This is a genomic window from Aeromonas sp. FL131 (assembly GCF_049860615.1).
Taxonomy (GTDB): Bacteria; Pseudomonadota; Gammaproteobacteria; order Enterobacterales; family Aeromonadaceae; genus Aeromonas; species Aeromonas hydrophila.
Genome location: NZ_CP187595.1, coordinates 902700 through 929254, shown reverse-complemented (window position 1 = coordinate 929254; position 26555 = coordinate 902700). Strand labels below are relative to the sequence as shown.

General features: G+C 54.9%; 29 protein-coding genes. 15 read left to right on the top strand and 14 right to left on the bottom strand.

Features of this window, described 5'->3' with window-relative positions:
- Positions 1–65: 65 nt before the first annotated feature.
- The 12 genes from radC (at position 66) to ACPW75_RS04430 (ending at position 5601) form a co-directional block, all read left to right on the top strand.
- Positions 66–563: a RadC family protein gene (gene radC, locus ACPW75_RS04485; protein WP_042045083.1), complete on the top strand. Its 498-nt coding sequence runs from the start codon at positions 66–68 to the stop codon at positions 561–563.
- Positions 560–751 carry a hypothetical protein gene (locus ACPW75_RS04480; RefSeq protein WP_029303518.1) on the top strand — a complete coding sequence of 64 codons (192 nt, stop codon included), beginning with the start codon at positions 560–562 and terminating at the stop codon, positions 749–751. The genes radC and ACPW75_RS04480 overlap by 4 nt, the downstream gene beginning before the upstream one ends.
- A 24-nt stretch (positions 752–775) precedes the next feature.
- On the top strand, positions 776–1114 hold the full coding sequence (locus tag ACPW75_RS04475) for a hypothetical protein (RefSeq protein ID WP_319895567.1): 339 nt from the start codon (positions 776–778) through the stop codon (positions 1112–1114).
- A 116-nt stretch (positions 1115–1230) separates the two neighbouring features.
- Positions 1231–1737, top strand: coding sequence for a hypothetical protein (locus ACPW75_RS04470; protein WP_425904424.1), 507 nt, complete (start codon positions 1231–1233; stop codon positions 1735–1737).
- On the top strand, positions 1737–1952 hold the full coding sequence (locus tag ACPW75_RS04465) for a hypothetical protein (RefSeq protein ID WP_043851135.1): 216 nt from the start codon (positions 1737–1739) through the stop codon (positions 1950–1952). The genes ACPW75_RS04470 and ACPW75_RS04465 overlap by 1 nt, the downstream gene beginning before the upstream one ends.
- Positions 1949–2311 (top strand): hypothetical protein, encoded by a 363-nt coding sequence (locus tag ACPW75_RS04460; protein WP_024945026.1) that lies wholly within the window; start codon positions 1949–1951, stop codon positions 2309–2311. The genes ACPW75_RS04465 and ACPW75_RS04460 overlap by 4 nt, the downstream gene beginning before the upstream one ends.
- 79 nt (positions 2312–2390) lie before the next feature.
- On the top strand, positions 2391–2933 hold the full coding sequence (locus ACPW75_RS04455; RefSeq protein WP_029303521.1) for a hypothetical protein: 543 nt from the start codon (positions 2391–2393) through the stop codon (positions 2931–2933).
- A 1-nt stretch (position 2934) separates the two neighbouring features.
- Positions 2935–3276 (top strand): hypothetical protein, encoded by a 342-nt coding sequence (locus tag ACPW75_RS04450; RefSeq protein WP_077098440.1) that lies wholly within the window; start codon positions 2935–2937, stop codon positions 3274–3276.
- Between the two features lie 74 nt (positions 3277–3350).
- Positions 3351–3647 (top strand): hypothetical protein, encoded by a 297-nt coding sequence (locus ACPW75_RS04445; protein WP_425904423.1) that lies wholly within the window; start codon positions 3351–3353, stop codon positions 3645–3647.
- Positions 3648–3736: 89 nt separating this feature from the next.
- Positions 3737–4051, top strand: a complete 315-nt coding sequence (locus ACPW75_RS04440; RefSeq protein ID WP_021137999.1) for a hypothetical protein — start codon at positions 3737–3739, stop codon at positions 4049–4051.
- 2 nt (positions 4052–4053) lie between these two features.
- Positions 4054–4458, top strand: coding sequence for a type IV toxin-antitoxin system YeeU family antitoxin (locus ACPW75_RS04435; RefSeq protein WP_024945030.1), 405 nt, complete (start codon positions 4054–4056; stop codon positions 4456–4458).
- Positions 4459–4662: 204 nt separating this feature from the next.
- Positions 4663–5601 (top strand): restriction endonuclease, encoded by a 939-nt coding sequence (locus tag ACPW75_RS04430; protein WP_021138001.1) that lies wholly within the window; start codon positions 4663–4665, stop codon positions 5599–5601.
- Between the two features lie 18 nt (positions 5602–5619).
- On the opposite strand, the gene ACPW75_RS04425 is transcribed toward ACPW75_RS04430, so the two are convergent.
- The 11 genes from ACPW75_RS04425 to ACPW75_RS04375 all read right to left on the bottom strand — a co-directional run bounded on the left by ACPW75_RS04425 (position 5620) and on the right by ACPW75_RS04375 (position 20093).
- Entirely contained in the window at positions 5620–6333 is a 714-nt protein-coding gene (locus ACPW75_RS04425) for a M48 family metallopeptidase (RefSeq protein ID WP_005331303.1), read from the bottom strand.
- Positions 6333–9464, bottom strand: a complete 3132-nt coding sequence (locus tag ACPW75_RS04420; protein ID WP_425904422.1) for a type I restriction endonuclease subunit R — start codon at positions 9462–9464, stop codon at positions 6333–6335. The genes ACPW75_RS04425 and ACPW75_RS04420 overlap by 1 nt, the downstream gene beginning before the upstream one ends.
- Before the next feature lie 79 nt (positions 9465–9543).
- On the bottom strand, positions 9544–10236 hold the full coding sequence (locus ACPW75_RS04415) for a hypothetical protein (RefSeq protein WP_077098134.1): 693 nt from the start codon (positions 10234–10236) through the stop codon (positions 9544–9546).
- On the bottom strand, positions 10229–11422 hold the full coding sequence (locus tag ACPW75_RS04410; RefSeq protein ID WP_256822366.1) for an AAA family ATPase: 1194 nt from the start codon (positions 11420–11422) through the stop codon (positions 10229–10231). Before ACPW75_RS04410 ends, ACPW75_RS04415 begins: the two co-directional genes overlap by 8 nt.
- A gap of 127 nt (positions 11423–11549) precedes the next feature.
- On the bottom strand, positions 11550–11693 hold the full coding sequence (locus tag ACPW75_RS04405) for a hypothetical protein (protein ID WP_161957745.1): 144 nt from the start codon (positions 11691–11693) through the stop codon (positions 11550–11552).
- A complete protein-coding gene (locus ACPW75_RS04400) occupies positions 11690–13585 on the bottom strand; it encodes an ATP-dependent helicase (RefSeq protein ID WP_077098136.1) in 1896 nt (631 codons plus the stop codon). The genes ACPW75_RS04405 and ACPW75_RS04400 overlap by 4 nt, the downstream gene beginning before the upstream one ends.
- 1 nt (position 13586) lies before the next feature.
- On the bottom strand, positions 13587–15407 hold the full coding sequence (locus tag ACPW75_RS04395) for an ATP-dependent nuclease (protein ID WP_077098137.1): 1821 nt from the start codon (positions 15405–15407) through the stop codon (positions 13587–13589).
- Positions 15404–16678, bottom strand: a complete 1275-nt coding sequence (locus tag ACPW75_RS04390) for a restriction endonuclease subunit S (protein WP_077098140.1) — start codon at positions 16676–16678, stop codon at positions 15404–15406. The genes ACPW75_RS04395 and ACPW75_RS04390 overlap by 4 nt, the downstream gene beginning before the upstream one ends.
- Positions 16678–19125 carry a type I restriction-modification system subunit M gene (locus ACPW75_RS04385; protein ID WP_113070560.1) on the bottom strand — a complete coding sequence of 816 codons (2448 nt, stop codon included), beginning with the start codon at positions 19123–19125 and terminating at the stop codon, positions 16678–16680. The genes ACPW75_RS04390 and ACPW75_RS04385 overlap by 1 nt, the downstream gene beginning before the upstream one ends.
- Before the next feature lie 147 nt (positions 19126–19272).
- Positions 19273–19758, bottom strand: coding sequence for a hypothetical protein (locus ACPW75_RS04380; RefSeq protein WP_323582537.1), 486 nt, complete (start codon positions 19756–19758; stop codon positions 19273–19275).
- A 146-nt stretch (positions 19759–19904) separates the two neighbouring features.
- Positions 19905–20093 (bottom strand): DUF3283 family protein, encoded by a 189-nt coding sequence (locus ACPW75_RS04375; protein ID WP_021138010.1) that lies wholly within the window; start codon positions 20091–20093, stop codon positions 19905–19907.
- A 116-nt stretch (positions 20094–20209) separates the two neighbouring features.
- On the opposite strand from ACPW75_RS04375, the gene umuD reads away from it, so the two are divergent.
- Positions 20210–20653 carry a translesion error-prone DNA polymerase V autoproteolytic subunit gene (gene umuD, locus ACPW75_RS04370; RefSeq protein ID WP_021138011.1) on the top strand — a complete coding sequence of 148 codons (444 nt, stop codon included), beginning with the start codon at positions 20210–20212 and terminating at the stop codon, positions 20651–20653.
- Positions 20634–21893: a translesion error-prone DNA polymerase V subunit UmuC gene (gene umuC / locus ACPW75_RS04365; protein WP_425904421.1), complete on the top strand. Its 1260-nt coding sequence runs from the start codon at positions 20634–20636 to the stop codon at positions 21891–21893. The genes umuD and umuC overlap by 20 nt, the downstream gene beginning before the upstream one ends.
- Before the next feature lie 397 nt (positions 21894–22290).
- On the opposite strand, the gene ACPW75_RS04360 is transcribed toward umuC, so the two are convergent.
- From ACPW75_RS04360 to dsdC, 3 genes are read right to left on the bottom strand one after another with little or no spacing between them, the layout of a single operon-like run.
- Positions 22291–23352 (bottom strand): HNH endonuclease, encoded by a 1062-nt coding sequence (locus tag ACPW75_RS04360; RefSeq protein ID WP_077097105.1) that lies wholly within the window; start codon positions 23350–23352, stop codon positions 22291–22293.
- Positions 23336–24001, bottom strand: a complete 666-nt coding sequence (locus ACPW75_RS04355; RefSeq protein ID WP_077097107.1) for a class I SAM-dependent methyltransferase — start codon at positions 23999–24001, stop codon at positions 23336–23338. Before ACPW75_RS04355 ends, ACPW75_RS04360 begins: the two co-directional genes overlap by 17 nt.
- A gap of 42 nt (positions 24002–24043) precedes the next feature.
- Complete coding sequence (gene dsdC / locus ACPW75_RS04350; RefSeq protein ID WP_077097109.1) at positions 24044–25003, bottom strand: DNA-binding transcriptional regulator DsdC; 960 nt, start codon at positions 25001–25003, stop codon at positions 24044–24046.
- 214 nt (positions 25004–25217) lie between these two features.
- Here dsdC and dsdX point away from each other — a divergent pair, with 214 nt between their 5' ends.
- Positions 25218–26555: a D-serine transporter DsdX gene (gene dsdX / locus ACPW75_RS04345; protein ID WP_077097111.1), complete on the top strand. Its 1338-nt coding sequence runs from the start codon at positions 25218–25220 to the stop codon at positions 26553–26555.

Below are 26555 nucleotides of genomic sequence, written 5' to 3'. Positions count from 1 at the left end.
CGCTCTACCTTTAACCCTGACATGCTTTATGTGTGCCGGGGTTTTGTTTATTTGGAGAACCCCACATGCGTTACCACAAACTCAAAGCCGGGGAATGCCCCGGCACCTATGTCGTCACCGAACCCGTGACCGAGCAAGACCTGTTGCGTATCGCCAATCAGATTGCTCGCAAGCGTCTTGCCAAAGGCTCCGCCATCACCAGTACCACAGAGGCCGCTGAGCGGCTGCAGACCCTGCTGCAGGACCGGGAGCACGAAGTGTTTGGTGCACTGTTCCTCGACTCCCAACATCGTGTACTGGCCTTTGAGGAGCTGTTTCGCGGCACCTTGGACAGCGCCAGTATCTACCCACGGGAAGTGGTCAAGCGGGCCATACTGCTCAACAGTGGGGCCATCATCGCGGTGCACAATCACCCCAGCGGTGACCCGGAACCCAGTCAATCTGACAGGGTCTTTACCCAGGCCCTCAAAGAAGCCTTGGCGCTGGTCGATGTGCGATTGCTTGACCATCTGGTGGTCGGTGCTGAGGGCTTAGTCTCGATGGCCGAAAGAGGTCAGCTATGAACCAGACCCCAGGCAAAACCCACCTCACCGCCCTCGATATCCTCATCGAGTTGCGCTGTTGGCTGGCAGACAACGTCGAGATGCAGACCGAGCCCGCCATCGTGGCTCACCTGCCTAACGGCTCCCCGCTCACCCAGGCCGATAGTATCGAGGCTATTGATGCGCTGCTGCATCAGCTGCGCCATTAGTCCGTTCCAAAAGAGAAATGAGCGATGCGATTACCTAACCCCTATTCCCTTGAGGAAACCCTGAGCAAGCTGCGCCATCGTCTGGCTACTGCCTGCAACGAGGAGGCGCTGGCATTACTGGAAAAAGCCGTCACCAAGGCGCGTGATGACGAGGGTTATGCCAGGCAGCTTGAAGAGGCCTTGCTGCGGGGATCCACCATCGAGATCCGCGAATGCCTCAGCTGCTTTGGCGACTACTTCGAGCGCTCCCGAGACGCACCGCCCTATTACCTGCATCACGATGCCGTCAACGGCATTGATTGTGCACTCTACGCCATCCTGTTCGATGCGGCTCTCCCCAGCACAGAGCAGGCGCACGAATAACGCCAGCATTCCCAAACCCGGATCATCAGGTCCAACACCAAGATCCGGATATTCCGATCCCCCCAACAAGGCCACCTCACTACAGGTGGCCTTTTGCATTTCAAGGAGTCATCCCCATGTCTGCTTTCATGATCGATCGCAAGGACTACCTTGCCTTTGCCGTTCAGTTACACCGTTTTTGCAATGCCCCCATGCCACCGCACTACACCCTTGAGCTGCTGCGCTCCCTCTGGTGGAACTCGCCAATGGATGTCACCAGTACCTGGACGTGGCGGGTAGACCGGCTGGTACGGCTGATGATGCTCGCCAATCGGCGAGCGGTCTGTCATCGCTATCAGCTGGGGCGTCAGCAGGACCGCAAGGAACCTCGTCAGCACTGCTCGACCAAGCTGAGTTCGCTTAAACCTGCCCACCGTTACCACCAAGCACCACTCACCGATGCAGAACTGGTGGCGCTGTACAAATTCACCTGCTGCGCCCTGTACCAATCGAGCGAATGGAGCGGGAGCCCTGAGCAGGCTCCACGGCTGGTGAAGGTAATACAGCAGTTACAGCAAGCGCTGGCGCAAGACGTGCTGACTCGACTGTCACTGTGGGAGCAAGCCACTTGGGGAGAGATGTGATGAACCTTTCCATCACTCTGACAGTGACAAGCTCACCACCGAGCTCAACGGCCCATATAGCCCAGCGTATCGCCGATGACATGGCACACCTGCATCATCGTCTGGGTGATGGGGTCAGTGATGAACTGGGAATCAGCATCAGTTACCTGGTCGAACAGTTTGCGCTGCTGGCAGCGGCCTACCGTTCACCTGCTGAAAGGGAGAATCACCCATGATTGAATTTACCGACAGCTTTAGCCAGGCCGCCGTGGCAGAGGCCATGTGTGCCCATCCAGGGCTTGCCAAGCTCATCAGTCAGCAGTTGATGCTGCCGGGCTTTGCCTATGCCCACGATGTGGAGGGGCGACGTATTGGCGGGCCACTGGTTGCGCCCAACCCGGTGCTGCACAAAACCTCGCTCTTTGTCAGTCCCCGCGATATGCGCGAGTACCTGCCGCGAGAGATTAACTTCGCCCGCTTTCGCTGCGCCTGTAATGCAGTGGGTCAGCCGGTCGGCGAGTGGCAACGGGTAATTGTCGGGGCCTACGTCAACCATGGTAGTAATGACAAGCCGGATTGGAGTAGTCACACCTGAGCCACGGCCACCAGCACACACAAGACCTCTCACAGCCCCTCACGCCGAGGGGCTGTTTGCATTTGAAGGAAGCCCAACCATGCATGACTTACGTGATTACAAGACTCTGTCCGCCCGACAACTCACCGCCGCTATCGGCCAGCTCAACCACAACACCGCACCGAAGATAATGACCCATCTGGTATTGCGGGCCAGGCAGTCGCAACCGCTCGGTAATGGCCGTAGCAGAGCCAAGGCCCTCAAGCTGCTGCGCCGGGTCAAGAAAGCACACAAGGCGGGGCGTATCCCGTTTGAGCTCACCGTGACGGGTTGCCGCATCGACCGTGGCAGCCATCAGGCTGACCGTTACTACTACGACCGGACGCTGCTGGCCCAGGGCTGGCAACAATACGATACCGAGGAAGACGCCTGGTATTTCGGCATCTGGATTCACACAGAGAAGTTGGAGACCTTTACCTACGCCGAAGGGGATACCAGCCATGTGATTGCGCCAAACGTTGAGGCGTTTCGTGCCGAACTGGCGCGGCTCTATCAGTACCACCCGCAAGCCCCGGCGTTTATCAGCATCGACCCGGAAGCGGGCACGGTGACCCACCACTTTGAAGCCAAGCCGGAGGTGTGAGATGGCGAAGAACATCACCATCAAGGTGCCGGGCAAGCATCCACAGACCGGCGAGCTCACCACCTTTGAGCTCAAGGGCCAGCGCATGGATATCGACCTCGGTGGGCAGGCCGTGCCTTTCCTTATTCATGGGAGGGGGATAGGCACCTCGCTCACCCACATCCCGAGCGGCTACCGCATAGCCCTGCTCGGTGGCTGGCTGACCGCGCGTTACGCCATGCCTGAGAATAAGCCCAGCAGAGCGGCCTGCGCCCAGATGGCCATAGACCGGCTGGTAGCCCAATACGGCTCGCGGCACCTGCTGGACCGACTCAACTGCAAGCCGATTATCAATCAGATGTAACAACGCACAGCTCAAGTGCTCACGCTCATCAATGCTCAGAGGGAGCGACAGCCCAGACAACAAGGAACGATGCAATGACCAACACCCTACCTACAACACCTAATCCACTGGCAAGCCATTCGGTGATGCAGATGCTGGATGTCGCCATGAGTTCCATCATCGGCGACTACGATGACGCAGACCTGGTACCAGAATGGCAATGGGTCAAGCAAATGGCCTCCCATGAACATGTCGGCGTGAAGGATGACTCCGCCTATGAGTTCACCCTGAACCTGGCCATGGAGCTCGATGCCATCCCGCCAGCACTGCAACCCTTGCTCACTGCTGCCCAGCAGGCCGGTGTGAACTACATCCTGTTTTACAACGGCTAGCCACCGCGACCATCTCATCGCTCATCAACAAACAACATAAAGGGCCAGCCCTCACAGGCTGGCCCCTTGCATCATTGGAGTCACCGAACATGACCCGTCTTATCACCGGACTCGAGGTGCATCGCTATGCCCCCGAGCTCAACAAACTGCACCTGCGAAACCGTCAGACACTACCCGCTCCCGGCATCACCACCATCAAGCAAGCCAAAGCCCGCCTGTTTGCTCGTTGGCAACCTGGGCATCAGGTGACCATCACCGTGAGCCATCCCGACTACATCAATCTTTCTCGGCTCTACCGGGGGCGGCTGACAAACCTGACCGAACTCCCTGAGCACCTGACCAGACTACGCCAGCGCCACAACGTGCCCGGCACCTGCATCGACATTCAACTGAGGTATCGCTAATCATGACCACGACAACCACCCACACCAACAACCAACACCCCGTAGCGCCAGACCACCCCACTCGGATTTTTGCACAGTGGGGTTTGCCCCATACCGTGACGCCACGCTTTGGCGCTCGTCTGATACAGAGTCGCTACCGGCTCGATTTTCTATCCGATCGGGCCAGTCTGATCGGTGAATGGAGTGAGACGCAGATAGCCAAGCTCGACCTGGCTTTCCCGGAGATCATCAAGGCTCTGGAAGCCAAGCTGATAACCGGCGAGCTGGATGCTCAACGTCAGCACTGCATCACTATCCAGCACGGCGGCTTTACCTGCGAAGCCGACACCCTCGGAAGCCATGGCTATGTCTATATCTGTATTTACCCTGCGGCGAGCATGGACGCCAATCCTGACCGCAAGGCGTGACCACACATCCGCTTGTGGTAACATTTTTAAACCTACTCGTCCGTGATAAGTGGGTGGGTCTTGGGGAAGGCCAATTCATGGCCTTCCCTTTTTTTGGTGACGCTGTTTTTTTTGAGGTTGCTCCCAGTGACTTCGATACCAACTGGCCCCAAGCAGGTCGCTGTGACAAGATAAGCCCCTGTTTTATCTCGATCTGGTTGCCCGATGAAAGAAACCCTGCCCAGCTATGAAGCCATGATGCCTGCCGTGCTCAAGGTATTGGCCGATGGTGTCGCCCGCTCTCTACGTGAGGTATTCGAGCGGGTTTGCCAGCACTACGCCTTTACTCCGGAGCAGTTGGCTGACACCTTGCCCAGTGGTCGCCAAACCACGCTGCGCAGCCGGGTTGGCTGGGCCAAGACCTATCTGGTCAAGGCAGGACTCATCGAGCAACCCAAGCGGGGCATTTGCCTTATCACCGAACGGGGTAAGGCGGCGCTAGTCTCGGGACATACTATCGACAACCGCTATCTGGCCCAATTCAACGAGTTCGTGGCGTTTACCCTGGCCTCCAGTGAGAGCGCAGGCAATACGCAACAAGCCATGGCGATCCCGACAGACACGCCAACACCAGAGCAGGCCAGCACCCCTCAAGAGCAGATTGAGCAGGCACTATCTGCCATCAATCGCTCCCTTGCCGATGACCTGCTTGCCGAGATCTTGGGCCTTTCCCCTCGTTTCTTTGAACAGCTGGTGGTCGATCTGATGGTGGCCATGGGCTATGGCGGCAGCCAGCAGGATGCCGCCCGCACCACCCGTTACCAAAGCGATGGCGGCATCGATGGCATCATCAAGGAAGACCGGTTGGGGCTCGACTCCATCTACCTGCAGGCAAAGCGCTACACCGACAAAACCGTGGGGCGTCCCGAGATCCAGTCCTTCGCGGGGGCGCTGGATCTGCACAAGGCCCGCAAAGGGGTCTTTATCACCACCTCCAGCTTTAGCCGTGAGGCGCAGGAGTATGTCGGACTGATTGAGAAGCGCATCGTGCTGATCGACGGTGCCCGTCTTGCCGCCCTGATGATCGAATACGGCGTCGGCGTCACTACCCGCCAGACCCTCACCATTAAAACCCTGGATTCAGATTACTTTTTGGAAGAATAAATCGTGGCTAAACCAGCCCTAATACCCCCACCGATTAAATGCCAGCGGCATCTTGTTGAGCTTCTCGCGATGCTCGCGCCAGTTGGGCAGATGGGTATCCATCAGTGTGATAAATCGCTGGTTATGTTTGCGCTCTAACAGGTGAACCAGCTCGTGCACCACAATAAATTCCAGGCATTCGGGGGGCTTCTTGACTAATTCGAGGTTGATCCAGATGCGGGATGTATCTGTTTTGCAGCTCCCCCACATGGTCTTCATCCGTTTGATACCGACAAACGAAGGGGTGACGTTGAGCAAGGCCTGCCACTTGGCCATCAATATCGGCAGCCGCTGGCGTAGCAATTGGCGATACCAGCCCAGTAGCAAGGCTTCTCGCTTCGCGGCGTCATAATGAGCGGGAACCCGCATCCGGATCCACCCCCCTTGTAGCTTGACGCTGTGCGCTCCCTCAACCGGGATCACCTCCAATCGATAGCCCCGTCCCCAAAGGTAGTGCGTCTCGCCGCTGCACATCTGGCGCTCGCTCTGACGTGGCTGCGCCTGAAAGTGGGCCTGTTGCTGCCGGATCCACGGCAAGCGTCTGACCACGGCCATTCTGATGGCCGTCTGTGACAGCGACGCCGGGGCCGAGACGCGCACGCGACCATCAGGGGGCAGCACATTGATGTGCAGGTTCTTGATCCCCTTATGCTGCAACTCCAGCGTGAGCTCACCAATGGTGATCAGGGGCATCAGTGGTACTCCTGCTGCGCTTTCACCAGCTCCATCACCTCGGCAACGGTCACATCGTATCCCTTGGTTTCTTCGGCAATGGCAAACGCGATCTCCCGCTCCTTGAAGCGATCGCCATACCAATCGGCCTTCTTGGTATAACGCACGGCGGTATCAATCCTGGCCACCAGCAGCTCATCCTTGCCCAGATTGTCATAGAGTGCCCGTTTGGCTGCCGTGTCTATGCTCTCTGGGTAGGCGCTCTGGCTATGGCTCTGTGGATATTTCACCTGCTTGGCCAGCTCGCGGACCTTTTCCAGATACTCCTGATAGGAGATGGCCTGCTGGCGGCGCAGATCGATCAGCTCATCGAGCAGCACCGACATCCTCTCGTAGTATTTGGGGTTGACCGGGTTCTCATCGACGATGGTCCGGCGCACGTTGTTTTCAATCGCCTCGGCCATCGACTCCTGATTGTCGCGCATCTCCTTGGGCAACCCATCCAGCGCCTCGGGGCCGCGCTGGATAATGAGCTCCAGCAGCCCCAGCTCCTCAAAGTCCATCAGCGTCTCGCTGGGGTCGGCATCCACCCACAGATCCAGCATCTGGCGCATGCCCGGCTCGAACTGCTTCATATCCACCAGATCACCACTGGCCAGCTTGATCTCATCCCGGACCTTGGCGAAGTGTTCGACCTCCTGCTTGATCGAGGCGGCCTGCGAGGCGCTGTAACCCGCCTCCTCCAGCTCACCCGCCAGATTGGTAAAGGCGCGGATCAACTTGGCCACCAACTGATAGAGGGTCAGCCGCAATGCCTCTTTCTCGCTCAACGTCTCTTCATCGGCTCCCGGCTCACAACAGAAATAATGCTGATAATCGAGTTGCGACTTGGGCGCCTTCACCGGCTCACACAAGGCACGGACGGCTTCCAGAGCGTTATCCAGATCCTCTTTGGCCTGGGCCAGTCGATCCTTGAGCAGCCCGGCCACATCCTCCTTGTCATAACCCGCGAAGGCCTCGGCCGTATAGTCGTTGACCGTCTTCTCCAGCGACTTGAACAGGTCTTTGTAATCGATGATGTAGCCGTACTCCTTGTCGTCACCATCCAGCCGATTCACCCGACAGATGGCTTGGAACAGGTTGTGATCAGCCATCTTCTTGTCGATATAGAGGTAGGTGGCAGAGGGGGCATCAAAACCGGTCAGCAGCTTATCCACGACAATGAGCAGCCGCATCTGGCCCGGCTCTTTGATAAAACGCTGCTTGACCAGTTTTTCAAACTCTTCGACCCGCTTAGCCGCCTCATCCTCCGGCTGCTCGAAATAGTCGGCCAGCATCTTGCGGTAGATGTTGTACTTGGCCAGCTTCTCCGTCAGCCCCTCGCCCGTCTCCTCGCCCTTGATCTCGCTGGCATTGGGTTGGTAACTGGTGACGATGGCGCACTTGCCAGCAAAACCGGCCTGGCTGAACATCTCGTAACTTTTGCAGGCTTGATAGACGCTGGCGCAGACCAGCATGGCATTGCCACGACCATTAGCTAGACGCGACTGCCGCTCAAAGTCGATCAGAATATCGGCCACTATCTGCTCCAGCCGCGAACGGCTGGAGAGCAGCTTCTGCATCGAAGCCCACTTCTGTTTAAGCTGTTGCTTGCCCAGCCGCGAGAGATCCTTGGTCTTGGTGTCGAACCACTCATCCACTTTCTTCTGGGATTTGACCCGCTGATCGATATCCCGCGCCTCGTAGCGCAGATCCAGCACCACGCCATCACTCACCGCCTCGTTGAATTTGTAGGTGTGAATGTAAGGGCCAAATATTTCGATGGATTTTTTCTTGTCCTGCTTCATCAGCGGCGTGCCGGTAAAACCGATAAACAGCGCCTCTGGCAACAAGCTCTTCATCGCCCCATGCAGCTTGCCGGACTGGGTGCGGTGACACTCATCGACAAACACAAACAGCTGGCCCTTGGGGCTGAAGTCCGAGGGCAAGCTGCGGCGCATTTCAGCAATAAAGTCATCCGAGCTGCCTTCATCTTCGTCATCCGACTCGCCTTCTGGCGTGCGACCGAACTTATGCACTAGGGAGCAGATCAGCCAGGGATTATGGGCATGCAAACGGGTCACCAGATCGGCACCGCTTTTGGTGCGCAGGATCTCCTCCTCCACTCCGCTGAATACCTTCTCAATCTGCTCATCGAGTTCAGTGCGGTCGGTGATGATCAGCACCCGGCTGTCGGTCACATTTTCGCGGATCCACTTGGCCAGCCAGACCATGGTCAGGCTCTTGCCGCTGCCTTGGGTGTGCCAGATGATGCCGCCATCCCGGCGGCGGATATATGCCTTGGCGGCACGGATGCCGAAATACTGGTTATGGCGGCAGGTTTTCTTGGTGCCCGCATCAAACACGATAAAGTCGTGGATCAGCTCCAGAAAGCGCGCCTTACTGCACAACTGTGCCAGATGCTGGTCCAGCAGATTGGCACTCGGCTGCTCGACATGGTCGGAATGGATTGGATCGACTGGCTCTTTCCACTCCAGATAGTATTTCTCGGGGGTTTCAATGGTGCCGTAGCGCACCCCCTGGGTGTCGTTGCCCGCCATCACCAGCTGCATGGTGGTGAAGAAGTTACGGATAAAATCCTTCTTCTGGTTATCCAGGTTCTGGTGGATACCTTCAGAGACAGAGACGGTGGAGCGCTTGAGCTCAATGACGCCAAGGGCAATGCCGTTGACATAGAGCACCAGATCCGGCCGCTTCTTATGCTCGCCCTTGACCGTCACCTCTTCGGCGATGGCAAAGTCGTTGGCCTGCGGATTAGCCCAGTCGATCAGCCAGACGGTCTGGTTCTGCTCGCCTGCGCCCACTTTTTCCTTCACGCCATAACGCAGCAGGCGATAGACCTCCTTGTTGGCGTCATAGAGGATGCGCCCTTCGCCCAGGCTCGCCGCCCGATCCAGTTGCCTGAGCACCTTGGGGATCAGCGCCGCGTCCACTCCCCGCCCCACCAGCCAAGCGGTCAGCAGCTCCGGCTCGACATTCCGGTTGTTCTCCCGAGTATGCCAATCCCCCAGATAGCGATAGCCCAGCTTCTGTTCGAAAAGATGGATCACGCGGTTCTGGGTTGCCCGCTCCCGCTGGCCGACTGAAATCATGCTCTCTATCCCTGTTATTCACTCAAGCACCAAGCTGCCGATGGGCGATGGCAATCCACAGAAGCCATCAAGCAATCCGTCAGAGTGCGCCTAAAATGTCATGTTCAAACACCTGGGCTTGCGAGCAGATAGCTTTTACCTTTTCCCAGTTTGCCGTTAAGTCGGCAGCTTTGGCTTGATACTCGCGCCTGTTTTTTTTCACTCGTTCCGCCTTTGGCAATATCGCCAGACCATTCTCGACACCCAGATTGCATTCGGTATTGGTCAAAAGCCGATGCGTTGCAGGTAACAATGCTGCCGCCAACCAGGTACCTGACGATTGAGCCGGTAAACACAACACGGTTTGTTGTCCAGTCGTGGCTGGCCTCAGCCAACTATGCACAACAGTGGTCAGGGCGCTCACCGTATCGCTAACCGGAGGGCACATCACAGCGCAGGGCAAATGCTCCCATCCAAGCTGTTGCGCCAAGGCAGCAGTCTCCGGTCCACAATCGTGATAAGCCATGGTGGAAACGTCGACATCCAGATGGAGGATCAGCAGGTCAAAGCCCAGCAGTGTAGGATCCAGCTCAAGCGGGCCTTGATGCCGCTGACTGGCGGCCTGGCACCATTTCAATACCCCAGACCAGCCCTGGCCTAAATCAGGGCGAGTCGCTTCAGGTTGCAACTGAGTCAGAATAAAAGGCTGAGGCAGGACTGCCTTCAGTGCCGCCTCGATAAGCACATAATCGGTCGGCCCCTCGGCGACCAATGCAATACGTAGTTCAGACATTGGGAACCGCACCCAGATGTCCCATCAACCAGAGACGTGACAACGGGTATTCCTTATTCATCTCCTGCAACGAAGCCGTCAGTTCAATGCGGCGGAAACAGGTCAAGCCATTACTGTTACGCTCGACTGCAAATAGACGAACCTCAGGATCCATCAGATCTAGCCCATCCAGCACAGCCGGGTTATGTGCGGTAAATAGCAACTGTCGCTGAACGTCCTGATGTTTGAGCCATCCAGCAAGATGAGTTGTCAAACGAGAAACCAATCTGGGGTTCAATGCCTGATCCAGGTTATCGATAGCAAAAATCTTCGGCGATTGGGGGAGCAAACAGAGCACCGCCGTGAACAACACATACAGAGCACCTTCACTGGCATCGTAGGCAGTCAACGCATTGCGGCTTTTTTGCATAAAGCGATCGGTAAACTTGAGCAGATGCTTGCTTCTAGGCACCTTGGGAGAGAGTAACGACCCAGCCTGAGAGGTAGTGCCTACATCCGCTACCCAGTCAATCAGACCCAGCACTTGATCAAGGATCGCATCACCCTCGTCGCCCTGCGATTCCAGATGCTTGCGCAACAGCTCAAATGCTTCTGCCAGTTGCCCGCCATTGAGTCCAACCGGCAGACGAGATTGCTGATCCGGGTTAATGCCCCGTAAGGTCGGCGTGTTCGGGCAATAGATGGCAAACTCTTGCAGCGCCCGCATTAACTGGGCCGCTGTATTGTCTGTCTCTAGCTCGACCATCTTGAGTGCTGCCAGTCCAGCCTGAGGGTTCAGATTTTTCTTGTTTCGCACCCCATCCGAGATAATTTCGGAGGTGCCATCGGAGAGAAATTCAGTTTTGTAAGACCAGGCAGGATCCGGAGAGTCCAGCGGATTGAGGAGTGATACCCGGTAACATTCCTGCTTATCCCCCGATACACCAATCCCAATGTGCACAGGCGTCCGTCCACTGGCAAATGAACTCTTATATAGCTTGGGTACACCGGCACGCACTCCTCGGCGAAGCAAGCTCTCATCATCGACCACGCCATTGGCCGCAGCGCCCAACACCCCCAAGGCTTCGAGCAGGTTGCTCTTACCGACACCGTTGGCACCGATAAAACAGTTCACCCGCCCCAGCTCTATGGGCTGCTCCTGCATCAGTGATTTGAAGCCGTGGATGGCCAAGGTGCGTATCAACATAGAGTCCTCATCATGTTTTCGTTATGCCAGCGTTAACCTAGGCGAGCTTGGTAGGCCTGGCGTGCAACCATACTTGCACAATCAACATCTTGGTACCGTCATCCTCAACGCGTAACAGCATGTTATTTCACACTCCTTGTCGGTTTTTGCCAAGGCGTTGTTCCAGTGTCTGAATCTCTTCATCCATATCGGAGAGGATGGTCACTCGATTCGCCCATAAATGCTGACCATGGCTTTTAACGCCAAAATCTGACACGCTGATACTACTCATGACTCTATTTCCGCAACAAAACGAGATTTTCGCTGAAATTTTAAATCACCCCATGGCATCATTCTTTGTTTAGGATAAGAAACATACAACCATCTCTTAGCTCTTGTAACAGCAACAAATGCGTTATTCCTCTCCTCATCCAGCGCCTCTGTGGTATTTGCTCTGTAGTCCGGAAAAACACCCTCACACATGCCGATTAAAAATACGATATCCTTTTCCAACCCCTTCATAGTATGAACTGTGCTCAAAGTTAAGCCGTCATCAAGGGCATTGTCGGAAAGCTGTCCAAGGGCTAGTGCATTACGAAATGCCACCAAGGAATCACCCAGCCCTTTTCGCTTGAAGCGCGTCCAAGTGCGATTGAACTCATCAAGCTCTTCTAAACTCAGCTTCACATCTTCCGTTCTTTCGTCCGAAGCGCCATCCTGGTTTTCAACCAATGAGGAAAGGAGAGCATTAAAGTCTTTGACTAGCTTGGGAAGCTTTGGGTTATCAACATCAAGGTTATCAATCGCAGACAGCAGTTTTTGAAATATCTCAGAATAGTCATCGGAGGATAATGAGATTTTCACTGCCAAATTTTGTAATACATTTTTTGACCAATTATCCGGCTCAGAAATGCCCAACACCTGACACAATTTCTTCCCATCGACCCAATCTTTAGAGTTCAGTTTCACCCGTATGGCATAATCCAAAACCTTGCCAAATCGAGTTGATGGCTCAAGCTGTCTTTCACCCTTTCTTAGTGAGTAAGGTATCGAATTATCCTGAAGGCATTGTTCAAGCTTTGAAAAAACGAATCGATTACGGCCAATCACCACCATATTGCTAAGCGATATTTCGCCTTCAATTTCATCGTGAACTTTTAGTTCCAAAAGGTACTTAATCGTAGCAACAATCGCCGCCGCTTCATTTTCTTCCGAATCGAACTCTGAAATTTTAATCCCGCCCTCCAACGCGTAATCCATTTCTGTCTGTGAACCTGGTCTTAACTTGTTTGCCGCATTAATGACCGCTTTGGTGCTGCGATAGTTCTCCTTCAATTCAAATTTTTGTGGCGTGAAATCTTCAACAAAACGTGAGCAAAGGTAGTCTTTTGATGACCCGTTAAACCCATAAATCATTTGGTTAGGGTCGCCCACCATCAAAACACTTTTTATAACATCACCACAAAGTACCTTGATGAACTCATACTGAGCCTTATTTAGGTCTTGAGCCTCATCAACGCAGACATGCTTATACTGTGATCGGTATATTTTTGCGATCCAATCATGATCTAGCAATATTTTGTATGCGCACACCAAAATGTCGTCATAATCTATTCCGCCGCTATTAAGCAATGCCGACTGATAGTCCTTATATATTTTCCAAATGTTGTTATTTGGGTATAACTCAGCAACCTCTGACTCTGTAAGCAGTTCCCGCTTAATCTTTGAAAAAATATCCATATAGGACTGCAGATTTCTCTCACGACTTTTTAACTCTTTTGAGTCGGAAATATTAAGGTAGTCATCTATATCAATACCATCTTCACGCAACGACTGCATAAAGACTTCCATGCGGTCTTTATCACGATCATATATGTGCAATTCCGCCGGCAAGCCGACGGTATGACCATATTTCTCTAAAATGCGCTGTGCAATAGAATGAATCGTAGCAATCCAAACTCTTTCCTCCGCCTGCTCTGAATCAGCTAAGCGTGCACTCATCTCATCGGCCGCTTTATTGGTAAAGGTAAGAGCGATTACCCCCTCTTTTTTTGTAGTCTGTAAAATATGCCTGATACGTTCTGTCAATACTCGTGTTTTACCTGAACCAGCAGAGGCAAGCACTTGAATTGCTATATCCAAAGGAGCTTCAACTATCTGGCGCTGGGCATTCGATAAATTCATATCAGACTCCAGACTCAATTTGTTTGAATAATTCGACAACCTTCGCCGGAAGCTGTCCTCGGGGCAACTTAGTCAGATTATCGGTAATGGCTTTTGCATACAGTGGCTTACTTGAATCCAGTATATCCAGGATCGCTCTAATTCTCCCGTGTTCACCGGAATAATCTCTATTTTCATCTTCAAAAATAGGTTGCTTACAAGTCACACAGTTTGGCTTATCTGTCTTAACTCGTTTTAGGAACTTACCTTCGCGTTTTTCAATCCATTTTTCGATTTCATGATCATCTCCAGTAACTTGCTGAATAGTTTTTTCGATAAGATCTTGATAGCCTTGGCTCAGCAGATAACCTTCAAAGTCAGTCCCTTCAAGTATAGTTATATTGGCTGCCTTCCCGATATCCGTGGCACCAAAGACTTTTTCATAATTCTTTTTAAGTTCTTTAACAGTTTGTGCCTCACCATCACTAAAGATGAATACCGGTATATTGAGATCTTTCGCCAAAATAAGAAACGGGCGGTACTTAGCCCCAGATCCATTAACTCCAACAAAATTTATTCCGAGTGAGAATGGGTGCTTGCCTGTGTAAGACTCAAACAATTCCGGCAGAGCTTGCTCCTCAGTCTCACCTTCGGATAAAATTATTGCTTTGGAGAACAAAAGTTCACCTCGTGAGTGAACGACTTCTCTTTTCAATTTCCGTAAATCGTCATTTTCAAATTCAGTTCTAAGCTGATATATCTGAACTGAATTATCCGGCTTGCTTAAGTACTTAATTTCATGCAGTTCAGCCAAGCCCGCGATATACGGTGAATGAGTGCTAATGATCACCTGTCCAGGCACATCTATGAGCTGCCTGTACAATGTCCTTTGCGCATTCGGGTGCAAGTGAGCCTCAGGCTCTTCGGCGGCCATAATTGGGAAGAAAGGCTCGGCTTCCTCTTCGTGATTCTTGGCTAAGAGTTCGGTGAAGGCTTTAACAGTCAACATGGACGCCCAACTACGCGTACCCATACCGTGATATTCCATTGAGAATGAACTTTTATCTGATTCGCCAAAATTCACACTAAATCGCTTTGACAGATCACGAATCTTCTTCGGAAACGGGGTTAGCTCTGTTTGGCCAGAGCCTTCAAATGATTGATTGAGATTATCCAGATGGGTCTTCAAGCGCTTCAGTGGTTCGCTCTTCTCGATTGCCTCTTTATTGATTTCGGCCACCATCCGCTCTAACTCGGCAACATCGGCATCATCGTACTCAACGCTTGACAGTACGCGCCCCACAAAGGAAGACTTTTCTTTCAATTCAGTATGAATATCTCGCTGAGCATCAATAGGAATAAAAGGCACAGACTCCAGTCGCTTGCCAAGCTTTTTCCTAAAATTAACCCTTTCCCATCCAGTATATTCAGGCCACGATTCCATCTCGTAACGATCTATAATGTATCCGCCTTTCACCCTATCAGGTTTTGCGATTGTCCTAATTGCCACATACTGTTTGCCATCTGCTTCTGCCTGGATTTTTGCACCAAACTCTTGCTGCCACGCCTCTGAAAATTCGCTGGCTCTAGCTTTACCTTCAACTGGTATCAACCTAATGTCGACCGTTATCGATTCTTGGCGCTTACCATCTTCACCAATGTGGAAATCTTCATCAGACAAATACCTTGAGTAATCACCTATTGCTAATTGCAATGCTTTAATAACCGATGTTTTGCCAGCGTTATTTTGCCCGAGCAATACGGTAACTCTTGGTAGGGTCATTTCGATATTGAATATGCCTCGAAAGCCGCATATCCGAACAATATCTATTTGAATACTCATATGGCTTCACTCCCTTCAATCAACCGTGTTTTACCAGTCAGAAGTTCTTGCATCATGCCTTGTTTTATTTGGCAGGTTTTGCCAAGTCGTTGTTCCAGCACTTGAATCTCTGTATCCATATCGGAGAGGATTTTGGCAACAGCGGTTTGTTCTTCTTTTAATGGCAACGATGCCAAAACACGCTCAATCGTGCTGGCATTTAAGCTTGGAACACCTGAAGCCTCGTTGTATTGCATCCAGTCAATCATGCAAAACTTATAGAAAATGAATTTTGGATCAGCACAATCTTTAATTTCAGAATAGAAAAGAGTATCTACTGTCCAAAATGGCTTATCTGAATACCTAGGCTTATCGATAGTTCCTTTGCGGCCAATCAAAACCGATGGTTTATTCCAAAGATATTGGTGTGCCCATCCAATTTGCCCACCTGTCGCAAAAATGGGTATAGTGCCGTTTGGGTTCTCAACGGCTTTCTGATTTTTACCATGCCGGATAGCTAGAGTATTGCCGAAAGGCGCAACCTCCCAATCCTCCGGAATGTCTCCCAGCTCGCTCGGTTTATAGCCTTTTGGGGTACCATCTGGGCGCAGGGCGAAGGCGGGCAGGCGGGTGCGGCCGGTGAGCAGTTGCTGCATGGCGGCGCTCTTGATGGCCTGCTTCTTGGCGATCAGCTGCTCCAGCGCATTGATCAGCGCATCGCTATCCGACAACACATTGGCAATGGCGATTTGTTCTATTTTTGAAGGAAGATAGAGTTTGAAATTTTTCACTAACTCTGTATCCAAAACACCTGCACTGTTCCCCGCCGAACTAACTAATTTTAAAAGACTGTTTTTCATGCCAAGAATGAAAAATGTTAAATACCTTGAGTCCAAGATATCGATTGGTATTAAAGCCTTAACATCCTGATTGAATGAAACAGGCTCAATGACCAATCCAGCACGGATCTCATTATGAAGCGCACTGCCTCGCACTAGTATTAACACTGAGCCAATGGGAGCCATTCTACCCCCAGAAACAACACCGATTTCTGTTAAAAATTGATCTGATGTGGAAATGAAAAAATTTTTTAGTGTGGAACCGCTTATCCACGGAATAGTACCGTGCCAATATTCATCAATATTTCTATTTGGTGTTCCACCTGACATCCAGCGAGTGCAGTCACCAATAGTTGATACACTCCAATCCTCCGGAATAACCCCCACCTCGGTCTGCTTATAGCCTGCCGGGATCGCCTTGTCTGCGGTCTCTTGCATTATCTGCTCTGCCATTATGCCCACTCCAGCCCCATGCTCTTAAGATGCGCAGCCACCTTCGCCTCCAGAGCTGTGACCTGCTGGGTCAGTTGCGGCAGGGTGGCGCGGTAGCGCTCCTCCAACTCCTTGACGCGGTTAGCCAACTGCTGGGTAATGCGCTCAATCTCCGCCTCGATGGCGGCCTGCAAGCTGGCGCGCCATTTATCCTCCACCAGCAGTTGCTTGATCTCACTCTCCAGAAGCTTGGGGTAACGGGCAACCACGGCCCGATCCAGCGCCTCTTGCGCTTCTTTTACCGCCTTTTTGGCACTGCTTTCGGCTTCGAACAGCTTGATGGCGGTTTTTAGCGCCGCCTTTTCGTCGGCATCGCTGGCTTGCTTTAGCCGCGCCTTCAGGCTGGCGGCGTTGATCTTGCCCGCGTCGTTGGCCGCGTCACTCAGCAGCCCCTCCTCGCCGCCCTGCTCTTCCAAGTAGCTCTCCAAGGCTTGGCTTGCCTCATCCGCGGCGGCCTGCAGGGCGTCGATGTCGGCCTGCTCATCGCTAAAGAAGCGGGCCACCAGCAGTACCGGTGGCAACAGCTCGGCCTTGTATTTGCTCTTGCCCAGCACCAGATCCGGCGTCTCTTTAAGCTTTTCGCCCTTGTCGACCTTAAGCTCACGCAGCACCTTGCCCGCCGCCCAGCCATCCTGGCAGAGCACATACACATCGTCCTGCATCACGGCATGCCAGTAGTCCAGCAGCAGTTGGTAGATATCGTAGTTATCCAGCAGCGGCAGCGGCGCATAGGCGGCGAGCAGCGATTCGCTGATCTCCTCAATCAATGCCTTGGGCGATTCACCCGGCTTTATCTCCGGCAGATGGCACTCGGTAAACCAACGTGAGAAGGGTTCAAGCGAAGCAGATGCAAAACGGACAAACTCTGGGTGCGCCAGTATGATGCCCTTGACCTTGGCGGCCTCCACCAACCCATGGCTATAACCCGCATGGGCCGGGGCAAACAGATCGGCCCGCAGGGTCGGGAACACCTGCCAGTAAGCACCCAGGGCGTCGATATCCCGATTGGGAATGCCACCTTTAAGGTGGGCGGCCAGATCGTGCAGATCTTCAGGCTCGCTGGCATCGATATAGCGCGGAATATTCAGGTTGTAGTCGTTGGCGGCAATCTCGGAGAGCGGCACGGCGCGGCTGTAACGGGGGATCAGCTGCTCGCGGGTAAAGGTATCGACTATCTTGTGGATGTCCTGCTCGCGCAGCCGGTTCTTGTTGCCATCTTTGATAAAGCCTTTGCTGGCATCGATCATAAACAGGCTCTGGCTGGTATAGCCGTTGGCCTGGATGGCGCGCTGGTGCGCCGTCTCTTTGTCGATGACTATGATGCAGGCCGGAATGCCGGTGCCGTAGAAGAGGTTGGCAGGCAGGCCGATAATGCCCTTGATAAAGCCTTGTTTGAGCAGATTCTCGCGGATGCGCGCCTCGGCATTGCCACGAAACAGCACGCCGTGGGGCAGGATCACCGCCCCCTTGCCGCGACTGTTGAGGCTCTTGATGATGTGCAGCAAGAAGGCGTAATCGCCATTTTTCTCCGGCGGTACGCCCCAGACAAAGCGGCCAAACTCATCGTGCTCAGCATCCAGGCCGCTGGTCCAGTTCTTGTTGGAAAAGGGCGGGTTGGCGACGGCAAAGTCGAAGCACTTGAGCTGGTTGTTGCCCTCCTTCCACTGGGGCGCGGCCAGGGTATTGCCCTTCCAGATCTTGGCGGTCGGATTGTCGTGCAGGATCATGTTCATGCGCGCCAAGGCGCTGGTGGCGTTATCCATCTCCTGACCGTAGATGGTGAGCCCCTTGGGTCCCGCCTCGTCACTGGCCTTGAGCAGCAAGGAGCCGGAGCCGCAGGTAGGGTCGTAGACGGTGGCATCTTGCGGCGTCTGGCGGCTGATGCCGATCACCTTGGCCAGAATGCGCGACACCTCGGCCGGGGTATAGAACTGGCCCTTGGACTTGCCCGATTCGGTGGCGAAGTGGCGCATCAGGTATTCGTAGGCATCGCCTAACAGATCATCGCCCTCGGTGCGGTTGGCGGAGAGATCCAGCCCCTCGAAGATGCCGATCAGCTTGGTCAGGCGGTCGATCATCTCCTTGCCCTTGCCTAGCTTGTCTTCATCGTTGAAGTCGGCGATGTCGATCACGCCTTTGAGATCATTGGCTTCGGCCAGCGCCGAGATGGTGAGGTTGATCGCCTCGCCGATATTCTTGTCGCCCTTGAGCGCCACCATGTCGTCAAAGCTGGCCCCTTGCGGCACCTCAATCATGGCGTAGGGGTTGCCCTTGGCCTTGTCGGAAACGTACTTCACAAACAGCAGGGTCAGCACATAGTCCTTGTACTGGGAGGCGTCCATGCCGCCGCGCAGTTCATCGCAACTGGCCCACAGGGAGGAGTAGAGTTCGTTTTTCTTGATAGCCATGGAAAGGGTTCCAATAAGAGTCAGTTTGCGCCAAGGGCGCATGGAAAACGAAAAGAGGCGATTGTTTGCACCCATACGGGTGAGCACGCCAGAGATTGCCAACGAGTTTACCCACTTGACCCCGTGGCAACCATGGTGGATATCACATCAGTGACGGATAGGCAGATCGTTTGCTGCAAAAGCCATCATTTGCCTTCCAGCAAGGCCGGCGGTGTGGCTCTCGCCACGGCATTTGAGTTGCCCCAGCGCGTTGGTTCGACAGACGGTGCCATCAGATGCACGCAACTGACCAAGTGCATCTTCACGCCATGTCACCCGTTCACCGGTTTTGGCATTGCTGCCGCGAATATTGCCCAGCGTGTCTTGCCGATAGGTAGTGCCATCGCTCCCCTTAAGATTGCCGAGCGCGTCCTTACGCCAGGTCGTTCCGGTTCCCGAGTCTTTGATGTTGCCAAGCGCATCCTCACGTAAGGTGCCCTGCTTGCCATCGTCACATTGATAGCGGGTATGGCCCAATGCATCTTTTCGATAGGTGCAGTCGGCTGCAAACACGACTTGCGGCGTTAGGCTCAGCAGCAGTGCGGCCAGCGACCACTGGCGTGTCGCTAACCAAAAGCCGGGTTGGTGACTCATTGCATCTCTCCTCTGACGTGAACTCGATTGACTATACCGGGCCAGCCGCTCAGCCTCGATACTGAGGTTTTTAACATGTCGTGTTTTCAGGCGGATGCGTGATGGCAAGACGTCCACTGAGGCGCGTTCAGTCCAGCTTGAGATAATTAACCTCGTTTGTATTTACCCACTTGCTCAAGAAAGTAGCTGCCCAGCTCACCCTTATGCTGGCTTGCTTCGCTTTCTGCGCTGGCCAAGTGACCGTTGCGCTCTTTCCATACGGCATATGCGGCAGCCTTCTCGACCTCGACCCGTTCTTGCTGCTCTTTCGGTAGGGCACACAGATTGTGACTCATACTGATCTCTTTGTTATTTGTTGGCGCCATGGTACGCCATCAGTGGCATGCGGGACTTGCGCTGGTTCAAAGGTGGCGCGCTATAATGCCTGTATATAAACACAGGCGTTATTACCATGAAGCTGTTAACCCCAGACCCATCACCCGCCGAGGTGACCATCCCGCTGTTCTTGCACCGCGCCTCTTGCGGCTTTCCCAGCCCAGCCAGCGACTATCTGGAAGGGAAGTTGGACCTTAACACCCACTGCGTGTCGCACCCTGCAGCAACCTTCTATCTGCGTGCCGAGGGGGAGAGCATGACCGGGGTCGGCATCTTTCCCGGTGACTTGCTGGTGGTCGATAAGAGCCTCACCCCTCGCCATGGTGATGTGGTGATTGCACTACTCGATGGCGGCTTCACGGTAAAGACCTTGCAGCTCAAGCCGAGGTTGCAGCTGTTGCCAGCCAATCCGGCGTTCGCGCCTATCGACCCTTGTATGAGCCTCTCCCTGGAGTTGTTCGGAGTGGTCACCCATGTGATTGGCAATCTGAGGCAGCGTGATGGCTATAGCGCTCGTTGATGTAAACAACTTCTACGCCAGCTGTGAGCGGCTGTTTCGCCCTGAGCTGCGTGGCCGCCCGATCGTGGTGCTCTCCAACAACGATGGATGCGTGGTGTCGCGCAGCCCCGAAGCCAAGGCGATGGGTATCAAGATGGCTGGGCCCTACTTCAAGATCCGCGAGCAGTTCGAGGCGCATGGCGGTGTGGCGTTCAGCTCCAACTACGCGCTCTATGGCGATATGTCTGGCCGGGTCATGAGCACGTTGGAGACCATGGCCCCCGAGCTGGAGGTCTACTCCATCGATGAAGCATTCCTGTCACTGTCGGGGTCGTTTGCCGGGGACCTGACAGCCTATGGACAACAGATCCGGCAGCGAGTGTGGCAGTGGACCGGCCTAACGGTAGGGGTTGGGATCGGCCCCACCAAGACCCTCGCCAAGCTGGCCAACTATGCAGCCAAGAAGTGGCCTGCCACGGGCGGCGTCGTGGACTTGCGTGACGAGCTGCGCCGTGCCCGGCTGATGGCTATCACCCCGGTGGATGAGGTGTGGGGCATAGGACGGCGCTTGGGCGCTAAGTTGGTGGCACAAGGCATCAACACCGTGGCTGACCTGGTGGCTAGCGATGCCAAAGGGTTACGCGCCCAATACGGCGTGGTGGTCGAGCGGATCGTACAGGAGCTGCGTGGCTTGCCTTGCGCAGAGCTGACCGTTGAACCGGTGGCGAAGCAGCAGATCCTCTCGAGCCGTTCCTTTGGTGAGCGCGTGACAGAGCGTGGGGAAATGGCCCAAGCGTTGTCAGGCTTTATGGCTCGCGCAGCCGAGAAGCTGCGGGCCGAGGGGATGTGTTGCCAGCGGGTGCACCTGTTCGTGCGAACCAGCCCCTTTGACGAACGAGCGCCTTACTACAGTGAGCAGGCTGGCGTCCGGCTGGTCTGCCCTAGCGATGATACCCGGTTGCTGCTGCAGCAAGTGAACGTGCTGCTACCGCAGATTTGGCGCGACGGTTACCGCTATCAGAAGGGGGGCGTCATGCTGAGTGAGTTCACCCCCAAGGGGCAACAACAGGCCGATCTGTTTGCCCCGTCCTCTGCTCAATCGGACGCGCTGATGACCGTAATGGACCAGATCAAAGCCAAGGGATTGGGGCGCGTAGGCTTTGCCAGCCAGGGCACTGGGTCGCCTGAGTGGATGATGCGACAAGCGCACCTGAGCCCCTGTTACACCACCCGCTGGGAGGACCTGCCGGTGGCGAGGTAAAAGCCACCGAAGGTTGAACAGTCTATTCAAAGCTCGCTGGACAAGTAAATTTTGGACGGGGAATTTTTTTCCAAACGAGGAGCTGATACAACAGAGAGCGCCAACTTTCGCAAGAGTCAGTTACCTTTTGAGAAAGGTGAGAGTTAAAATTTCCTCCACGGCCAATTAACCACATATGACCATTCCAGCCCAGATAACACTATGTTATTGCAGAAGTTCTGATGTTAGGCATACGGTTAGGCATATTGAAATTTTCTGAATTGGCGATTTTAATTTAAGATCAATTAGTTAGTCATTAGGTTCAACATCCCCCAGCCCAAACGTTTGGAAAGGGCCACCTCGCAAGAGGTGGCCCTTTTTATATCCGGCATCCTGACACTTAGAAAAAGATTCACGCCTACCAAGAAGGCAGGGAGATATCCAACCCAGGCACTGTAACGTCAACAAACTCGTCAATGCCCCGCCACAACCGAGCCTGCTCACGAACGGCCTGCTGATAGGCCCAGGTCACTATAGCGGTAGAACGTTCGGCATCAACCCCCACCAAAAGCCTGAGCTCGTCGGTGAGGAGTGTTCCGTGCGTCACAATATTCTGCTCATACCAGGCATCCCTGTGTTCTGGCGCTGCGAGGAAGTCTCGCTTGCTGCGATTGCAGTTAGCATGTGCCAGCACGAAGTTGTGACCCAGATCAAGAGGATAACGGCGCCAAGGGATGAAGTGATCCACCTCGCCAGCCCCCTGTATCGCCTTGCGGCAGTAGAAGCAGGTTCCCCCCTGCAACTCTCTCAGTACTTTCCCAACCCGTCCCAGCCCCTGCCGGCGTGAACCAAAGAGAAAATCTTCCAGCCCCACACTGGGACCAATCAGCCCCTGATTCCCCTTTATGTCGCAGATAAGTTGCAACCAATGTTCTCGGGAGAGGGAAACCACCAGATCGTAAAAGCGATGAAGACAGTAGAGAATACCGGGGTTAAGGCAAATGTGATCCACCCCCTTGTGATGAGGATAGAGGTGGCACACCTCCTGCCCTCCCAGGATCTGCAAACGCCATAACGGGCCTTCAATCAAGATACGCCGCACTCGGGCAATGAGAGGCCGCCAAGCAGAATGGCCCCGCAAAGCGGTCACCGAACTCACACCCTCTTCACGCAGCCGAGACAACTCTGTCAGCATGATTGCCTGACGTCCGCTGCTCTGCTTGAGCAAAGCAGCACTTTCTTCCGTTGCCGAGTAAGGTAGAGAGTGCTGCCAGTAAAGCTCAACAAACTTGGCTGCAAGCTCATCCAGCGTGATGGTACGGGCAGCAGCCAGTTCATGGCTATCGGCATTACGCCCGATGGCGATATCTGCAATCCCGTGAAGCAAGGCGCACTTGTAAGTAGCCACAAAGTCGCCTTCGGTGAAAATACGCTGCAGATAAGCGATGAAAGCAAGTTGTTGCTCAGGGGAGGCGTGCATGTGTTCCCCCCAGGATCAGGCTCTGCCAACTTAACTCACCACGAGCCATGACATCCTGTTGTAGGGCCGAGGCATGGAGGATCGTCAGCCCCTCCTTCCGTGCCAGACACTCAACTTCCTCGAGGCTCACTGGGAACATAGCCCGCTCCCGCGCCTCCTGCTCCGATACGGAGAAGCGAAGGCTCAACACCAGATAACCCTGTGGCGACAGCAGCTCACCAAGACGAGCCAAGGCCAGCGGGCGATCCGCCAAAGACAAATGCATCCAGACCGCACTGAGCAGGATCAGATCAAAAGGGCCGATTACATGAGAGAGTGCTGGCATGGAATCATTGACCCACGTCACCGCTAGCGTGCGAGTATGGTGTTGACCCAACGCACTGAAGGCATGGCAAGGTTCGACCGCCACCACATGGTGGCCGGGGTTAAGGCCAGCCAAAAAGGCTGTATCCCGTCCACTGCCCGCCCCTACGTCAAGCAATCTGCGTGGGGCCACCACCAGCCAGGGTTCCAGCAATCTGAGCCAATCACCATGAACGGCACGGGCAGGGATCTGTTGATAGCGGGCCGCCAGTTCGTGGGCATGATACTGGTAGTAAGCAAGAGACACGATGCGTTCCAATCGGGAAAGGAATAAAAATAATCTCACAGGATCAGTTAGTTGGCTATTCCTTCATATACAGAAGGGGGCTCAATCCCTCTCCCCTGCCTGCTGGCAGGCCCAGTCGATGAAGGCTTGCGCCTTGGGGTTCTGGCAATTGGGCAGAGTGGCGATGTAGTAGCGCTGGGCGCAGCGCACCGCCATGTCCGGGAAGGGGGCCACCAGCTCGCGCCGTGCCAGCCGCTTGCTCACCAGGTTCTGGCGTCCCATGGCGATCCCGGCGTGATTCATGGCGGCGATGATGGCAAGATCGGAGCGATCAAACCCCATGCTGGCCCTGCATGCCGAAAGCGACACGCCGGACTGCTCGGCCCAGCTGGACCACTCGTCGCCGTCGGAGTCATGGCCCCAGGCTTGCCGATCATGCAGCAGGCGGCAGTGCGCCAGGTTGGCCGGGTTGCCGAGCAGCCCGTGTTGTTTGGCATACTCAGGGCTGCACACCGGCACCATGTACTCGTCCATCAGCGGATGGATGGCGAGCCGCGCAGGCGTCTTGTCGTCGAAATAGAGGGTGAGATCGATGCCGTAACCATGCAGGTTGATGTTCTCGTTGCCGGTCATGATGTTGAGCTCGATCTGGGGATGCAGGCGGGAGAAATCCGCCAGCCGAGGCACCAGCCAGCACTGGGCGATGGAGGGGCGCGAGTAGATGGTCAGGGTGCCCGACAGCTCCTGATGGCGGATCTCCAGAATCTCCTGGTTGATGAACTCCAGCGATGACTTGAGCGCCCAGAACACCCGCTGCCCGTCTGCCGTCAGCGCCACCTTGCGGTGAAAGCGCTGGAACAGCTTGAAGCCGAGATCCTCCTCCAGGGCGCTTATCCGGTGGCTCACCGCACTCGGGCTGAGCGCCAGCTCGTCGGCGGCCAGCGCAAAGGAGCCGTGTCTGGCTGCCGCCTCGAAGGTGTGCAGTCTGGCCAGCTGATAGCCGTTGAGCAGCTTGTTTCCCGCAACACTGCTTCTCGCCACATAGTTATCTTCGCCGTACATATGCCCCCCCTTGCGAAACCGGCACCGATGATACCGAAAAAGTGGTCCTCTGCATCATCTCACGCCACGCAAAACCACCTTCACAACATAAATGTGATGAATGTGGCACCTTTGCATCAACCTAGCTCACCCAAGCTGCCGATTTCATCATTTGTCAGGGAACCTGCATTTTCATTCAATAGCGCCAACATCATTCCCATGACAGAGGCACGCCATGAATTCAGAAATGTGGATCGTCGGAACCCTGCTGACCAGCATACTGCTGATCGTCGTCACCATAGTGAAGGGTAAGGTCCACCCCTTCCTCGCCCTGCTGCTGGCAAGCTTCTATGTGGGCGCCCTGATGGGGATGAACCCGCTCAAGATGGTCAATGCCATGGAGGAAGGCATAGGCGGCACCCTGGGCTTTCTGGCCGCCGTCATCGGCCTTGGCACCATACTCGGCAAGATGATGGAGGTGTCGGGCGCCGCCGAGCGCATCGGCCTCGCCCTGCAGCAGTGCCGCTGGCTGTCGCCCCAGGTGACCATGGTGCTGGTCGGGCTGGTATGCGGTATCACCCTGTTTGTGGAGGTGGGGGTGGTGCTGCTCATTCCGCTGGCCTTCTCCATCGCCCGCAAGACCAACACCTCGCTGCTGACCCTGGCCATTCCACTCTGTACCGCCCTGATGGCCGTGCACTGCATAGTGCCGCCCCACCCCGCCGCCCTCTATGTCACCAACCAGCTGGGTGCCGATGTGGGATCCGTCATCGTCTATGGCCTCGCGGTCGGGTTGTTTGCCTCGCTGGTAGGCGGCCCGCTGTTTCTGAAGCTGCTGGGCAAGCGGGTACCGTTCAAGGGGGTGCCTGCCGCCTTTGCCGACATCCAGGCCCGCAACGAGGCCGAGCTGCCGACCTTGGGCGCCTCTCTCTTCACCGTGTTGCTGCCCATCCTGTTGATGCTGGTCAAGACGGTGGCCGAGCTCAACATGGATCACGCCAGCCACCTCTATACCCTGCTGGAGTTTATCGGCAACCCCATCACCGCCATGTTCATCGCCGCCTTCACCGCCTACTACGTGCTGGGGATCCGCCGGCGCATGCAGATGGAAGGGCTGCTGGACCAGACCGAGCAGTGTTTCTCCTCCATCGCCAACATACTGCTGATCATCGGTGCCGGCGGCGCCTTCAACGGGGTACTCAAGGCCAGTGGCCTTGGGAACGGCCTGGCCACCATTCTCTCCCAGCTCGACATGCATCCCATCCTGCTGGCCTGGCTGGTGGCCATCGTGCTGCACGCCGCCGTGGGCTCCGCCACCGTCGCCATGATGGGGGCTACCGCCATCGTCTCCCCCATCATGGTGCACTACCCGAACATCAGCCCGGAGATCATGACGCTCGCCATCGGCTCCGGTGCTATTGGCTGCACCATGGTGACCGACTCCCTGTTCTGGCTGGTCAAGCAGTATTGCGGCGCCACCCTGAACGAAACGCTCAAGTACTACACTACCGCCACCTTTGTCGCCTCCCTGATGGCGCTGGCCGGCACTTTCCTGCTCTCCTGTATCGTGTAA

Excerpts from the sequence above, each read along its gene's own strand:
- ACPW75_RS04395 (WP_077098137.1), bottom strand. The coding sequence starts at position 15,407 with ATGAGTATTCAAATAGATATTGTTCGGATATGCGGCTTTCGAGGCATA.
- ACPW75_RS04440 (WP_021137999.1), top strand. The coding sequence starts at position 3,737 with ATGACCCGTCTTATCACCGGACTCGAGGTGCATCGCTATGCCCCCGAG.
- ACPW75_RS04460 (WP_024945026.1), top strand. The coding sequence starts at position 1,949 with ATGATTGAATTTACCGACAGCTTTAGCCAGGCCGCCGTGGCAGAGGCC.
- ACPW75_RS04410 (WP_256822366.1), bottom strand. The coding sequence starts at position 11,422 with ATGTTGATACGCACCTTGGCCATCCACGGCTTCAAATCACTGATGCAG.
- umuD (WP_021138011.1), top strand. The coding sequence starts at position 20,210 with ATGAAGCTGTTAACCCCAGACCCATCACCCGCCGAGGTGACCATCCCG.
- ACPW75_RS04390 (WP_077098140.1), bottom strand. The coding sequence starts at position 16,678 with ATGGCAGAGCAGATAATGCAAGAGACCGCAGACAAGGCGATCCCGGCA.
- ACPW75_RS04400 (WP_077098136.1), bottom strand. The coding sequence starts at position 13,585 with ATGAATTTATCGAATGCCCAGCGCCAGATAGTTGAAGCTCCTTTGGAT.
- radC (WP_042045083.1), top strand. The coding sequence starts at position 66 with ATGCGTTACCACAAACTCAAAGCCGGGGAATGCCCCGGCACCTATGTC.
- ACPW75_RS04475 (WP_319895567.1), top strand. The coding sequence starts at position 776 with ATGCGATTACCTAACCCCTATTCCCTTGAGGAAACCCTGAGCAAGCTG.
- ACPW75_RS04430 (WP_021138001.1), top strand. The coding sequence starts at position 4,663 with ATGAAAGAAACCCTGCCCAGCTATGAAGCCATGATGCCTGCCGTGCTC.
- ACPW75_RS04435 (WP_024945030.1), top strand. The coding sequence starts at position 4,054 with ATGACCACGACAACCACCCACACCAACAACCAACACCCCGTAGCGCCA.
- ACPW75_RS04465 (WP_043851135.1), top strand. The coding sequence starts at position 1,737 with ATGAACCTTTCCATCACTCTGACAGTGACAAGCTCACCACCGAGCTCA.
- ACPW75_RS04360 (WP_077097105.1), bottom strand. The coding sequence starts at position 23,352 with ATGCACGCCTCCCCTGAGCAACAACTTGCTTTCATCGCTTATCTGCAG.
- dsdX (WP_077097111.1), top strand. The coding sequence starts at position 25,218 with ATGAATTCAGAAATGTGGATCGTCGGAACCCTGCTGACCAGCATACTG.
- ACPW75_RS04420 (WP_425904422.1), bottom strand. The coding sequence starts at position 9,464 with ATGATTTCAGTCGGCCAGCGGGAGCGGGCAACCCAGAACCGCGTGATC.
- ACPW75_RS04415 (WP_077098134.1), bottom strand. The coding sequence starts at position 10,236 with ATGTCTGAACTACGTATTGCATTGGTCGCCGAGGGGCCGACCGATTAT.
- ACPW75_RS04480 (WP_029303518.1), top strand. The coding sequence starts at position 560 with ATGAACCAGACCCCAGGCAAAACCCACCTCACCGCCCTCGATATCCTC.
- umuC (WP_425904421.1), top strand. The coding sequence starts at position 20,634 with ATGGCTATAGCGCTCGTTGATGTAAACAACTTCTACGCCAGCTGTGAG.
- ACPW75_RS04445 (WP_425904423.1), top strand. The coding sequence starts at position 3,351 with ATGACCAACACCCTACCTACAACACCTAATCCACTGGCAAGCCATTCG.
- ACPW75_RS04450 (WP_077098440.1), top strand. The coding sequence starts at position 2,935 with ATGGCGAAGAACATCACCATCAAGGTGCCGGGCAAGCATCCACAGACC.
- ACPW75_RS04375 (WP_021138010.1), bottom strand. The coding sequence starts at position 20,093 with ATGAGTCACAATCTGTGTGCCCTACCGAAAGAGCAGCAAGAACGGGTC.
- ACPW75_RS04470 (WP_425904424.1), top strand. The coding sequence starts at position 1,231 with ATGTCTGCTTTCATGATCGATCGCAAGGACTACCTTGCCTTTGCCGTT.
- ACPW75_RS04405 (WP_161957745.1), bottom strand. The coding sequence starts at position 11,693 with ATGAGTAGTATCAGCGTGTCAGATTTTGGCGTTAAAAGCCATGGTCAG.
- ACPW75_RS04380 (WP_323582537.1), bottom strand. The coding sequence starts at position 19,758 with ATGAGTCACCAACCCGGCTTTTGGTTAGCGACACGCCAGTGGTCGCTG.
- ACPW75_RS04425 (WP_005331303.1), bottom strand. The coding sequence starts at position 6,333 with ATGCCCCTGATCACCATTGGTGAGCTCACGCTGGAGTTGCAGCATAAG.
- dsdC (WP_077097109.1), bottom strand. The coding sequence starts at position 25,003 with ATGTACGGCGAAGATAACTATGTGGCGAGAAGCAGTGTTGCGGGAAAC.
- ACPW75_RS04455 (WP_029303521.1), top strand. The coding sequence starts at position 2,391 with ATGCATGACTTACGTGATTACAAGACTCTGTCCGCCCGACAACTCACC.
- ACPW75_RS04385 (WP_113070560.1), bottom strand. The coding sequence starts at position 19,125 with ATGGCTATCAAGAAAAACGAACTCTACTCCTCCCTGTGGGCCAGTTGC.